This is a genomic window from Streptomyces sp. NPDC001889, from assembly GCF_053594535.1.
In genome coordinates, this window is sequence record NZ_JBSFER010000008.1 from 110,204 (window position 1) to 123,623 (window position 13,420).

Consider the following 13,420-nt stretch of genomic DNA (forward strand, 5'->3'; position numbering starts at 1 on the left):
GTACATGGCACCTCTTCGCGATCAGGCCGAACTGTTCCGTTCTCTGCATGTGAAGGGCAGGCCGCTGGTTCTGCCCAACGCCTGGGACGCCGCGTCCGCGCGGGTCGTGGCGGAGGCGGGGGCGCGGGCCATCGCCACCACCAGTGCCGGGGTCGCGTGGTCGCTCGGGGCGGCGGACGGGGATCACCTCCGCCGGGACGAGGCTCTCGCGGCGATCGCCCGTATCGCGGCGGCCGTTGGCCTCCCGGTCACCGCCGATATCGAGCGCGGGTACGCCCCCGACGCCGACGGTGTGGCGGAGACGGTGCGCGGTGTGCTGGAGGCGGGGGCGGTCGGGATCAATCTGGAGGACTCGCTGCGGCCCGTCCACGAGCAGGCCGAGCGCATCGCGGCGGCTCGTGGGGCGGCGGACGGGGCGGGGGTTCCGCTGTTCGTCAACGCCCGTATCGACACGCACCGGCTGCCGCCCGGTGACCGCGCGGAGTGGATGAAGGAGACACTGGTCCGCGCCTATGCCTATGTCGCGGCCGGCGCGGACGGGATCTTTGTTCTCGGGGCCCTGGACGCGGAGGCCGTCGGTGTCCTGGCCGACTCGGTGCGGGTGCCGGTGAATGTCTCGGCCGGACCCGGGTCCCTGCCCGTGGCGGCGCTCGCTGCGGCGGGGGCGGGCCGGGTCAGCGCGGGTTCGGCGATCGCCGAGGCTGCGTACGGGCTCGCCGCCCGCGCGGCGCGGGAGCTGCTGGACCAGGGCACCACCAGCGCGCTGGAGGGCGGGCTCGGCTACCAGGAGCTGAACGACCTGCTTCTGGGGGCGGATTCGGCCCGCTGACGCGGGGAGAGCTGTCGCCGGTCCGGTCCGGGCCGGCGTCGCCGCGGTGGCCCGGTCGGAGCGCCGGATTTCGCTTCGGGCCCGCCCCGGCGCTGGATCGGGCCCGCTCCGGCGGTGGGCCGGGTGTGATCGCGTGGGGCGGGCGGCCCTCCGGACCTCCCCGTGCCGTGGCTGATTCATGGATCAGCGGCCGGTATTTGCCGGCGGCCACGGCCGAAGTTTCCGGAAACGGAACTCTACGCGTGTAGTAGTCACGGTGGAGTCGCAGGTTCCGCTTACTTACTGAAGGTTCGTTGAAAAATCTTTGCCCACGGTGAACTGCTTGATGAACATGCAGGTCAGATGGTGTGCGTTAGGAAAGTAGTTGCCTAATTGATCATCTCTGTGCGTGGGAATTGCGCATTTGTCACCGGAATGGAGACAGTTCTCCATTGCTCTCTGTCGAGAAGCGGATTGGTGATGTCCGTCTGTGGTGCCACCATTGACGGTCATGGGTGGTGAGGCCGCACGTAAAGCGGCCCCCGCTGGCACGGGAGCCGCCCTGACCCAGTCCCTTGTTGGAGAGAAGGTCAGTTATGACAGTACCCACTGAGTCCGGGGCGGCCCACCGTGCGAAGCCGGACACCGTCCCCCGAGCCTCTTCCGGAGTGCGTCGCTCCGGGCGTCGGCGGGGTCTGTTCTGGGGTGTCGCTGTCGTCGGAGTCGGGCTGGCGGTGATGGTTATGTCGCACTATGCCCCGTCTCTTGCCACCCCTGTGGCGACCGGGGCGACGGTTTCGGCGGTGCTCGTTCCGCTGGTGCAGGCCCGGGTGAGGAGTGGGGGCGGGGGGCGGCACGAGATTGACGAGGGGTAGCCGGGCGGGTCGGCTGACCACATGGTGGGAAGCCTGTGCGATCGGCGCCCCGCGCGGCGCGGGTCACGGTCGGGGGCCGGCCCCCGAACCCCCGCTCCTCAATCGCCGGAGGGGCTGGGTGGGTGTCCCTCAATCGCCGGTGGGCTGAAGCGCTGACCCGTCCGGCGCTTGAGGGCGGACCCGTCCGTGCTGCCGGGCGGGCTTCCCTCCGGTGGCGGACGGCCGGTCAGAGGGCTGTGCGGTAGCGCAGTTCGGTGAGCGTGACGGTGTCGTAGGGGTCGTCCTGGGTGGCGCCGTCGGGCTCGTAGCCCGCGCGGGCGTAGAAGCGGCGGGCGCCGTGGTTCTCGGCGAGGACCCAGAGGGCCAGGGAGGTGAAGCCCCGGCTCCGGGCGGCGGTGTGGGCGGCGGTGAGCAGGGCGCGGCCGATACCGGTGCCGGTGCGGGCGGGGTGGACATTGAGGGCGTAGACCTCACCCGCGCCGGGGCTCACACCGGCGCTGGGGCCCTCACCCGCACCGGGGTTCGCGCCCGTCCCGGGGTTCGCGCCCGTCCCGGGGTCCGCGCCGGCGCTGGGGCCCTCACCCGCACCGGGGTCCGCGCCGGCTCCGCCACCGCCACCGGAGCCGGAGTCCACACCGGCACCAGCACCGGAGCCGGCACCGGCACCGGGGCCCACCCCCGCACCAGGAGTGGTGGCGGTGGCGCGGTACGGGCCCAGGCAGAGCCAGCCGACAGGGGTGCCGCCCGCCACCGCCACCAGATCCGTGGCCCGGCTGCCAGGCCCGGAGTCGGCGGGCCCGCCACCGGCGGGCCCGGCCGAGAAGCGCCGCCGGTGGCGGCGGGCATCGGACTCGGCGCTCATGGAGTCGAGGTGGTCCGCCGGGACGATCCCGGCATAGGCGGCCCGCCAGCCGCGTACCCGCAGGTCGCAGACCGCGTCGATGTCGGCCTCGGTCATTTCTCGTATATGCGGCATCGCGCCACCTTAGGGGCGCCGCCTCCCGGACCGCACCACGATAAACGTCTCACCTGGAACGTTCGCCTCTCCCCGCCCCACGCGTTACTCTCGAACAGAGGTTCGATGACGTTTTCGGGGTGATGCGCACCAGACGGACAGAGGGGGTCATGGCAGGAGGCACGGCATGGAGGGCTTTACGCATCTGCATGTCGCATCCGGCTACTCGGCCCGCTACGGCGTCTCCCACCCCCACGACCTGGTACGACGGGCGGCCGAGCGGGGTATGGGCGCCCTCGCGGTGACCGACCGGGACGGCGTCACCGGGGTGGTGCGGTTCGCCAAGGCGGCGGCCGGGCAGGGAGTGCGGCCGGTCCTCGGGGTCGATCTCGCGGTCGAACCCCTCTTCCCGGCCGCCCCGGACCGCGCCGCCCACCGGCGCCGTACCCCCGTGCGCGGCGGCGCCCACATCCGGGAGCCGGCCCTGCGCGTCACCCTGCTCGCCCGGGACGCCCGGGGCTGGGCCGCGCTCTGCCGGCTCACCTCGGACGCGCACGCCCACCCGGTCGACGGCCGGCCCGTTCTGTCCTGGGCGGCGCTGCGCCGGTGGGCCGGTGTGCCGTCCGCCGGGCTGATCGCCCTGCTCGGACCCGTCTCCGAGCCGCTGCGCGCGCTCTCCGCCGGCCGCCCCGACCTCGCCGGGCGGCTGCTCGCGCCCTGGCGGGAACTCTTCGGCGACTCCCTGCGGATGGAGGCCGTCTGGCACGGCCGCGCCGGCGCCGGGCCCGGTTCGCTGCGGCTCGCCGCCCGCACTCTCCAGTTCGCCGACCGGGAGCGGGTCCCCGCCGTGCTCACCAACGCCGTCCGGTACGCCGATCCGGACCGGCACCGGCTGGCCGATGTGCTGGACGCGGCCCGGCTGCTCCGCCCCATCGACCCCCGCGCCGTCGACTCCGGGCAGCGCTGGCTCAAGGACCCGTCCGCCATGGGCGAGGCCGCCGAGCGGATCGCGGCGGCGGCCGGGCTCGGCCGCCGCCGGGCCGTGCGGCTGCTGGCGGAGACCGTGGAGACCGGTGAGCTGTGCCGGGTGGACCCCGTCGCCGATCTGGGGCTCGGGCGCCGGCAGCTGCCCGAGCCCGCGACAGTCGGTGCCGTGGACCGGGCCGACGCCGCCCGCGTCCTGCGGGAGCGCTGCGCGGCCGGTCTGGTCGCCCGGGGTCTGGACCGCGACCCCGCCGCTCGTGAACGACTCGACGACGAGCTGGCCCTGATAGCCGAACTGGAGTTCGATACCTACTTTCTGACCGTCGCCCAAGTGGTCGCCGATGTGCGGGAGATGGGTGTCCGGGTCGCCGCCCGGGGCTCGGGCGCGGGCAGCATGGTCAACCACGTGCTCCATATCGCCACCGCCAACCCGCTGGAGCACCGGCTGCTGTTCGAGCGCTTCATGTCGCGGCAGCGCGCCGATCTGCCCGATATCGACCTCGATGTCGAGTCCGCCCGGCGGCTCGATGTCTACGACCGGATCATCGAGCGGTTCGGACGGGAGCGGGTCGCGATCACCGGTATGCCCGAGACCTACCGGGCCCGGCACGCGCTGCGGGACGCCGGGCTCGCCCTGGGGATCGCCCCCGGCGAGGTGGACCGGATTGCAAAATCGTTTCCTCATATCCGTGCGTCGGATATCGGCGCGGCCCTCGAAGAGCTGCCCGAGCTGCGGGGACTGGCCGCGCGGGCGGCCCCGTACCGCCTCCTCCTCGAACTGGCCCAGGGGCTGGACGCGCTCCCCCGGGGCATCGCCATGCACCCCTGTGGAGTGATCCTCACCAATGCCTCCCTGCTCGACCGGCTCCCGGTGCAGCCGACACCGACCGGCGGCTATCCGATGGTCCAGGCCGACAAGGAGGACGTCGAGGACCTCGGAATGATCAAGCTGGATGTCCTCGGTGTCCGGATGCAGTCGGCGATGGCCCACGCCACCGCCGAGATCGAGCGCGCCACCGGCCGCCGCGTCGACCTCGACGATCCGCGCCAGGTCCCCCTGGACGACCCCTTCGCCTTCAAGCTCATCCAGTCGTCGGACACCCTCGGGATGTTCCAGCTGGAGTCCCCGGGCCAGATGGATCTGCTGAGCCGGATGCAGCCCCGCGACCCGCAGGACGTCATCGCCGACATCAGCCTCTTCCGGCCGGGGCCGGTCGCCGGCGGGATGCCGGAGCAGTATGTCGCCGCCCGCCACGGCCGTCCGCTCGCCTATCCGCACAAGGACCTCGAACCCGTGCTCCGCGACACCTACGGAGTGGTGATCTGGCACGAGCAGATCATCGAGATGTTCCATGTCCTGACCGGCTGCGACCGGGGGTTCGGCGACTACGCCCGCCGGGCCCTCAGCGACCGTGCCCGGCTCCCCCGGGTCCACGACTGGTTCCACCGGGAGGCCGCCGCCCGGGGCTACTCACCGGCCGTGCGGAAGAAGGTCTGGGAGATCGTCCAGTCCTTCGGGGCGTACGGGTTCTCCCGTGCCCACGCGGTCGCCTTCGCCGTGCCCGCCCTCCAGTCGGCCTGGCTGAAGGCCCACCATCCGGCGGCCCTCTACGCAGGGCTGCTCGAACACGACCCCGGCATGTGGCCGAAGCGCGTCATCGTCGCCGATGCCCGGCGCCACGGCATCGCCGTGCTCTCCGTCGACATCAACCGCTCCCGCCCCGCCCACACCATCGAACGGGCGCCGGACGGCACCTGGGGTGTGCGGCTGGCGCTGTCCGGGGTGCGCGGCATCAGCGCGGACGAGGTCACCCGTATCGCCGCGGGCCAGCCCTACACCTCGCTCTCCGACTTCTGGCAGCGGGCCCGGCCCGGGCGGCCGACCGCCGAGCGGCTGGCGAACATCGGGGCGATGGACGGGCTGGGGGCTCTGGGGAGCCTGGGAGACCTGGGAGACCTGGAGGCGCCGGGGGCCCGGGGCGGCCCGGGCACCTCGGGCACCCCGGGCCCGCAGAACACGCACACCCCGGGCACGCACACCCCGGGCACGCACACCCCGGGCAGGCACACGCCGGGCAGGCACACCCCGGGCACCCCGGGCCCGCAGAACACGCACACGCCGGGCAGGCACACCCCGGGCAGGCACACCCCGGGCACCCCGGGCCCGCAGAACACGCACACCCCGGGCAGGCACACGCCGGGCACGCCGGGCCCGCGGGACGTGCCGGGCACCTCGGGCGCGCCCGGCGCCCCGGGCCGGCGCGGAGACCGGCCCACCCGGCGGGATCTGCTGCTCCGGATCGCCGAACTCCACCGGCAGCACCGGGGGCGGCCCCTCGACGACGGCCAGCTGCCGATCCAGGGGTACGACCTGCCCACGCACGGCGCCGGGCTGCCGGAGATGACCGGACGGGAGGCGCTCAGCGCCGAACTGGGCGTGCTCGGCATCGATGTGAGCCACCATCTGATGGACCACCACCACCGGCTGCTGCGCGAACTCGGCGCCGTCGACTCCCGGCATCTGGGCGGGGTGCGGGCCGGGGAGACCGTCCTCGTCGCCGGGGTGCGGGCCGCCACCCAGACCCCGCCCATCGCCTCCGGGAAGCGGATCATCTTCGTCACCCTCGACGACGGCTCCGGCATGGTCGATCTCGCCTTCTTCGAGGACAGCCACGAGGCCTGTGCCCATACGGTCTTCCACTCCGGGCTGCTGCTGGTGCGCGGCACCGTGCAGCGCCGGGGCGGACGGCCCGGCGTCGTCGGGTCGATGGTGTGGGACCTGGAGGCGCTCGCGGTCGCCCGCCGCGACGGCGGACCCGAGGCGGTGCGCCGGCTGCTCGGACCCGGCGCGGACCCGGCCCGGGACTCCTCCGTACCGCGGGACCGGGACGGGGTGCGCCGCGGGACCGCGCGGCGGACGATCGCGCGGGAGACCGGGGCGAGCCTGCACCCCTGGGCGGACCTCAGGCCCGCGGGCGCCCCGAACACCCCGGATCTGAGGGCGCTGGGATACACCAGCCCCGGAAGCGCCGGGTGATCCGCGATGACCTCCGCACACCGCCATGTCCTGCGCGTCCAGCTCTTCCTGCCACCGGGCGGGGACCCCGGGCTCCACGCCAGGGTGCTGAGCACCCTGGAGGGGATCACCCCCCGTGTCCAGGCCGTCGAGCCCGACGCCGCCGATCTCGATGTCACCGGCGCGCTGCGGTTCTGGGGCCGGGACGTCCGGGGGATCGGGCAGCTGGTCCAGCTCCGCACGGCCGCCCTCTACGGCCTCCACGACACCACCGTGGGCGCGGGCCCCAACCGGATGATCGCCGCGATGGCGGCCGATGCCACCCCGCCCGGCGGTATGACGGTGATCGGGCACGAACCGAGGGCGGTGGCCGCGTTTCTGCGGCCGAGGCCGGTGGCCGCGCTGTACGGGGTGGGGCCCGCGACGGCGGCCACCCTGGCGGCGTACGGGCTGTACACCATCGGCGCCCTCGCGGACACTCCGCTGCCGACCGTGCAGCGCCTCTTCGGCGCCGCCGTCGGACGGAACCTCCACGAGCGGGCGCACGGGCGGGACCTCCGGCCGGTCACACCCGCTGCGGCGCCCCGGCAGGCCACCGCCGAGCACCGCTTCGACGCCGATGAACTCGACCCCGTCCGGCACCGGCGCGCCCTGCTCGGGCTCGCCGAGCGGCTCGGGGCCGGGCTCCGCGACGAGGCGCGGATCGCGGGGGCGGTGACGCTCACCGTGCGGTACGCGGACGGGTCGACGACCACCCGTACCCGCACCCTCACCGAGCCGACCCACCACTCGGCGGCGCTGGCCCGCAGCGCGTACGGACTGTACGAGCGGCTCGGCCTCCAGCGCGCCCGGGTCCGGCGGTTCACGCTCGGCGCGGAGGGGCTCCGTCCGGCGGCGGAGGCCGTCCGGCAGCTGACCTTCGATCCGCGTGCCGACCGGGCGCTGGCGGTGGAGGCGGTGGCGGACCGGGCACGGGCACGGTACGGACGGGGGGTGCTCGGCCCCGCCACCCTGGCCGGTCCGCCGGGGTGAGGCCCTGGCCGGCCCACCGGGAGAAGCGGGGGGAGAGAGAAGCGGGGGGCGACGGGCGATGCGGAGAGGGCGGGCGGAGGTTTATCGGGGAACGCTCACGCTTGCGGGGGATGGTCGCCTCATGGGTGGTTCGATGGGGAATCGGTGGGCAACTCTGAGGTCGCGACGTCGTGAGCGGCTCCCGGGCGGCCGGCCAACCCCCGGGAGAAGGCCCTGATTTGCCCATCCGGTTCCTGGAGGAAACACATGGCAAGCATCCGTACCGCCCGCGTTCTCGCCGCTGTCGCCGCGCTGCCTCTCACCGTCGCCCTCTTCTCGGGTGCCGCCGCGGCCGACAACGGGGTTCTCTTCGCGGACGACGGATCGAGCACGACGGTGGGTGCGCTCATCGGCGGTGTCGCCGGTGACAACTACGGCACGTCGACCACCAGCCAGCTGCTGACGTCCCCCGGATCGACCGGCCAGAGCAGTGTCGCCGGTGTGAGCGGCTCCGCCTTCACCTTCGTCGACCAGGACAATGTCTCGATCAATTTCACTCCGCTGTGGTGGTGAGGGCCGGCCCGATGGGGGGACTGTCCGAGGGGTGAGCGCAGCCCGCGCGGGGCACTTCGGTGCCCGGCGCGGGCTGCCGCGCGTGGTGGTTCCGGAGCCCCGGCGCGGTCGGCGGCCTTGACACGCCCAAACTGTCTGACGGACAGTCAGAAAGTCTGGGCGGGGCGGGCGGTGGCCTCCGGGACGAGGACCGGGGCTCCTTCGCCGGGGCTTCCTCAGGGAGGGGTGAGCGAGGTGCAGCGGGAGGTCGTCACCACGGCGCGGCTCGGCCGCACGGGGGCCGTGGGCGGTGCGGGGAGTGCGGGGCGCACGGGAAGCGCGGGAAGCGCGGGAAGCGCGGGGAACGCGGGGAACACGGGGAACACGGAGGACGCTGAGGACGCGGGGTTCCGGCGCCGGCTGAAGGCGTACGAAGGGCTTCCGGCCGTCACATCGGCGGTGGGCAAGGACCTGGTCAACGAGCCGATGATCAGGCACTGGTGCGAGGCGATGGGCGACACCGGCCCGGCCTACCGGGGGCCGGACGCCATCGCGCCGCCGACGATGCTCCAGGTCTGGACGATGGGCGGTCTCTCCGGGCACTCGGACGGCGGGACCCCGCAGGACGAGCTGTTCGCCCTGCTGGAAGGGGCGGGGTACACCTCGGTGGTCGCCACCGACTGCGAGCAGGAGTATCCGCGCCCGCTGCGGCCCGGGGACCGGATCACCTACGACGCGGTGATCGAGTCGGTGTCCGGGCGCAAGACCACCAGGCTGGGCGCGGGCCACTTCGTGACCACCCGTATGGACATCCGGGCGGACGGGGAACCGGCCGGCACCCACCGCTTCCGCATCCTGAAGTACGCGCCGGCCGGCCCCCGGGCCCCCGGGCGGAAGGGGCCGGCGCCGCTCCGGCCGCGCCCCGTCGTCAACCGGGACAACGCCGGGTTCTGGGAGGGGGTGGCCGCCCACCGGCTGCTGATCCAGCGCTGCACCGGGTGCGGGGCGCTGCGCTTCCCCTGGCTGCCGGGGTGCGGTGGCTGCGGCTCGGCGGAGTGGGACACGGTCGAGGCGAGCGGTGCGGGCACCGTCCACTCGTATGTGGTGATGCACCACCCGCCCTTCCCCGCCTTCGGCGAGGGGCCGTACGCGGTCGGGCTGATCGAGCTGTCGGAGGGGGTGCGGATGGTCAGCGGTGTGACCGGGGTGCCGTACGACCGGGTGCGGATCGGGATGCCGGTGGAGCTGGAGTTCCTCCGGGTGGACGCGGGGCTGGAGCTTCCGGTCTTCCGGGCCCCCGCCGACCCGGCCCCGGCCCCGGGCCCCGATCCTGACCGGGACTCGGACCCGGACCCCGACTCCGCCCGGACCGCTTCCGTGGCTCCGGCCGCGCAGGGACCCGCGCCCGTACCCGTTCCCGCCCCGGGACCCGTCCCCGCGCCCGTACCCACCCCGGCCGTCGGTGACGAACTGCCCCCGCTGGAGATCCCGGTCACCCGCACCCTGATCGTCGCCGGAGCCATCGCCTCCAGGGACTTCCAGGACGTCCACCACGACGCGGAGCTGGCCCGCCGCAAGGGCTCCCCCGACATCTTCATGAACATCCTGACGACGAACGGCCTGGTCGGCCGGTACATCACCGACTGCCTCGGGGAGCGCGCGCTGCTCCGCCGGGTCGCGATACGGCTGGGCGCGCCCTGCGGGCCGGGGGACACCCTGGTGCTGCGGGGCACGGTGACCTCCGCCGGGGACGGCACCGCCGAGGTGCGGATCACCGGAACCCACGCCCTCGGCACCCATGTGACCGGCACGGTCACGGTGGCCCTCCCGGGCCGGACGGAGGGGACCGGATGAGCCGGAGCCGGAGGGACGGCCTCGGCGGCAGGGCGGCCATCGCCGGTATCGGGGCGACGGAGTTCTCCAAGAACTCCGGCCGCAGCGAGCTGAAGCTCGCCGTGGAGGCGGTCCACGCCGCGCTGGACGACGCCGGTCTCTCCCCCGCCGATGTCGACGGCCTGGTCACCTTCACCATGGACACCAACCCCGAGATCACCCTCGCCCGGGCCGCCGGCATCGGAGAGCTGTCCTTCTTCTCCCGTGTCCACTACGGAGGCGGTGCGGCCTGCGCCACCGTGCAGCAGGCCGCCCTCGCGGTCGCCGCCGGGGTGGCCGATGTGGTCGTCTGCTACCGGGCGTTCAACGAGCGCTCGGGCCACCGCTTCGGCTCCGGGGTCCAGCACCGGGAGCCGTCGGCCGAGGGCGCGGCGCTCGGCTGGGTCCTGCCGTTCGGACTGCTCACCCCGGCCTCCTGGGCGGCGATGGCGGCCCAGCGCTATCTGTACGCCCACGGTCTCACCCCCGAGGCGTTCGGCCCGGTCGCCGTCACCGCCCGCCGGTACGCGGCCCGCAACCCCGCCGCGTACTTCCACGGGAAGCCCATCACCCTCGCCGACCACGCCGCGTCGCGCTGGATCGCCGAGCCGCTGCGGCTGCTGGACTGCTGCCAGGAGACGGACGGCGGCCAGGCCGTGGTCGTCACCCGAGCGGAGCGCGCCCGCGATCTGCGCCGGCCGCCGGCGCTGGTGGTCGCCGCGGCCCAGGGGGCGGGCCGGGCGCAGGAGCAGATGACGAGTTTCTCCCGGGACGACCTGACCGGGCTGCCCGAGACGGCGGTGGTCGCCCGGCAGCTCTGGCGCGGCTCGGGGCTGGCCCCCGCCGACATCGACGTGGGGATTCTCTACGACCACTTCACGCCGTATGTGCTGATGCAGCTGGAGGAGTTCGGTTTCTGCGGGCCGGGGGAGGGCTCGGGGTTCGTGGCGTCGGACGCCCTGCCGCTGAACACCCACGGCGGTCAGCTCGGCGAGGCGTATCTGCACGGGATGAACGGCATAGCGGAGGCCGTCCGGCAGATCCGGGGGACCTCGGTGAACCAGATACCGGACGCGGCCCGGGTCCTGGTCACGGCGGGCACGGGCGTTCCCACGTCCGGGTTGATCCTGGGCGCGGACGGCTGAGTGAGGGGCCGCAGCGCTGGCCGCCCGCCCCTGGCCGACGTTGACTCGGGCCATGCGCACCCGCAGATCGGCCCGGGCCCAGGTCGCCGCGGCCCTCGTCCTCACCGTGCTGCTCGGCCTGCCCGATCTGCTGCTGACCCCGCCCCCGGGACCGGCCCGGCAGGACGCCCGCTTCGCGTCGGCGACCAGCACCCCGCCCGACACCACCGCCGACACGGCCGTGACCTTCCGGGGGCCGGCGTTCGACATCTGCCGGGCCCCGTCCCTCGCCGCCATGAGGGCCTGGCGGAAGTCCTCCCCGTACGGCGCGGTCGGCATCCCCTACGCGGGCCGGGGCCGGGAGTGCGCCGGCCAGCCCCACCTCACCCGGAGCTGGGTCGCCGAGGTGCACCGGATGGGGTGGCGGGTGCTGCCGGTGTTCACCGGGGCGCAGCCCTCCTGCGCCCGCGCGTCCGAGAACGGCACGTCCGAGACCGGCGCGTCCGAGACCGGCGCGTCCGAGACCGGCGCGTCCGAGACCGGCGCGTCCGAGACCGGCCGGTCCGAGACCACTGCGTCCGAGACCACTCCATCCGAGACCAGTGCGTCCGGCACCGGCACGGACACCCCCCACGACACCGGGAAGTCCCGGGAGGACCGGGACGGCGCCCGGGCCGCCGGGGAGGCCGCGGAGGAGGCCGCCGAGGAGGCCCGGCAGGCCCCCGACGCCCGGCGCCCCCGCCACCTCATCGGAGCCGTCCCCGCCGTCCAGGGAGAGCGCGAGGGGAACGAGGCCGTCCGCCGGGCGGCGGCTCTCGGGATGGGCCCGGGCAGCGCGCTCTACATCAGCCTGAAGTCGTACGATCTCGGCGACTCCCCCTGCGTTCGCGCGACCCTCGACTTCATCCGGGCCTGGAACCGGGAAGTACGGCGGCAGGGGTACGTTCCCGGCCTGCACAGCGACGCCGACGCGGGCGTGCGGCACATGGAGCGCGCCCGCCGGGCCGGCGCCGGGGATCTGCCGTCCGCGCTGTGGTTCGCCCGCTGGAACCGCAGGCCGTCGCTGTACGGGGAGCGTGCCCTGCACCCGTACGCCTGGCGGGTGAAGCGCCGCATCCATCAGTACGAAGGCCGGGTCAGCGAGGAGTACGGCGGCCATCGGCTGACCATCGGACGGAACATGACCGACGCCCCCGTGGCCCGTATCCGCGACTGAACCGGTCCCGGCCCGGGCCCGGTCCCGGCCTTCTCCCGGCCCGGCCGGGGTGAGATCAGCCCTGAGAGCGGGGTGATCGCCTCTGAGGGTCTCCTCCACCTTCAGGAGGTGGGGGCGACCCCACCCGTACAACCTGAGGCGGAGACGGCTTCAGGCCCTCCGGCCGATCCGCTTGAGCGGGCCCCGCTCCTAGCGTGGACCCATGACCACGCCAGTCTGCACAAACGCTTCGAGAGCTGCCCTGCCGGTGCCTCCGCCGTACGGTTTCGGGACCGCGACCGGAACCGGGCCCGGGGCCGTGACCAGGGTCGGGGCGGGTGCCGGGACCGATGCCAGATACGCGCCGCACGCCCGCTACTCGTCCTTCTCGTCGTACATGAAGGCGCGGGGACCCGTACTGCTGCGCACCGCGCGCTCGCTCACCGCGAACCCGTGCGACGCGGAGGATCTGCTGCAGACCGCGCTCACCAAGACCTATGTCGCCTGGGAGCGGATCGAGGACCACCGGGCGCTCGACGGCTATGTGCGCCGGGCGCTGCTCAACACCCGGACCTCGCAGTGGCGCAAGCGCAAGGTGGACGAGTTCGCCTGTGACGAGCTGCCCGAGCCGGAGACCGTGCCCTCGCCCGACCCCGCCGAGCAGCAGGTGCTGCACGACGCGATGTGGCGGGCGGTGATGAAGCTGCCGGACCGGCAGCGGGCGATGGTCGTGCTGCGCTACTACGAGGACCTCAGCGAGGCCCAGACCGCCGAGGTGCTCGGGGTGTCGGTCGGCACGGTCAAGAGCGCGGTGTCCCGCGCGCTCGGCAAGCTCCGCGAGGACCCGGAGCTGGCCCCGGTGCGCTGACCCCCGGCGAACCCCGGCCCGTCCGGCGCCCCCCGGCGCGCCCGGCAGGCGGCTGTCACGGCACAGCGCGCGGAATCGTTTGCGCGGCGGGTAGTGACATACCAATCGGTATGGGCGCAGAATCTGCACACCCCTACTGCCACGTAGCGCCAGCGCCCAC

The 13,420-nt window shown here is 74.1% G+C and carries 8 protein-coding genes and 1 pseudogene; 8 read left to right on the top strand and 1 reads right to left on the bottom strand.

Features of this window, described 5'->3' with window-relative positions; genetic code table 11:
- Window positions 1-4: 4 nt before the first annotated feature.
- Window positions 5-829, top strand: coding sequence for an isocitrate lyase/PEP mutase family protein (locus ACWCRA_RS10800; protein ID WP_451067260.1), 825 nt, complete (start codon window positions 5-7; stop codon window positions 827-829).
- A 1,080-nt stretch (window positions 830-1,909) separates the two neighbouring features.
- Here the strand turns inward: ACWCRA_RS10800 and ACWCRA_RS10805 are convergent.
- A complete protein-coding gene (locus ACWCRA_RS10805) occupies window positions 1,910-2,659 on the bottom strand; it encodes an N-acetyltransferase family protein (protein WP_451067261.1) in 750 nt (249 codons plus the stop codon).
- 166 nt (window positions 2,660-2,825) lie between these two features.
- Here ACWCRA_RS10805 and dnaE point away from each other — a divergent pair, with 166 nt between their 5' ends.
- From dnaE to ACWCRA_RS10840, 7 genes and pseudogenes are all read left to right on the top strand, one after another.
- Window positions 2,826-6,659, top strand: coding sequence for a DNA polymerase III subunit alpha (gene dnaE, locus ACWCRA_RS10810; protein WP_451067262.1), 3,834 nt, complete (start codon window positions 2,826-2,828; stop codon window positions 6,657-6,659).
- Between the two features lie 6 nt (window positions 6,660-6,665).
- Entirely contained in the window at window positions 6,666-7,670 is a 1,005-nt protein-coding gene (locus ACWCRA_RS10815) for a DNA polymerase Y family protein (RefSeq protein ID WP_451067263.1), read from the top strand.
- A 246-nt stretch (window positions 7,671-7,916) separates the two neighbouring features.
- The gene (locus ACWCRA_RS10820; protein WP_351544974.1) at window positions 7,917-8,222 is read left to right on the top strand and encodes a hypothetical protein; all 306 of its coding nucleotides are present in this window, start codon (window positions 7,917-7,919) and stop codon (window positions 8,220-8,222) included.
- 399 nt (window positions 8,223-8,621) lie between these two features.
- A pseudogene (locus tag ACWCRA_RS10825) lies at window positions 8,622-9,497 on the top strand (bifunctional MaoC family dehydratase N-terminal/OB-fold nucleic acid binding domain-containing protein); the annotation flags it as partial.
- 554 nt (window positions 9,498-10,051) lie between these two features.
- Complete coding sequence (locus ACWCRA_RS10830; protein WP_451067264.1) at window positions 10,052-11,218, top strand: lipid-transfer protein; 1,167 nt, start codon at window positions 10,052-10,054, stop codon at window positions 11,216-11,218.
- A gap of 52 nt (window positions 11,219-11,270) precedes the next feature.
- Entirely contained in the window at window positions 11,271-12,413 is a 1,143-nt protein-coding gene (locus ACWCRA_RS10835; protein ID WP_451067265.1) for a glycoside hydrolase domain-containing protein, read from the top strand.
- 202 nt (window positions 12,414-12,615) lie between these two features.
- Window positions 12,616-13,260 (top strand): SigE family RNA polymerase sigma factor, encoded by a 645-nt coding sequence (locus ACWCRA_RS10840; RefSeq protein ID WP_351544968.1) that lies wholly within the window; start codon window positions 12,616-12,618, stop codon window positions 13,258-13,260.
- Window positions 13,261-13,420: the final 160 nt, after the last annotated feature.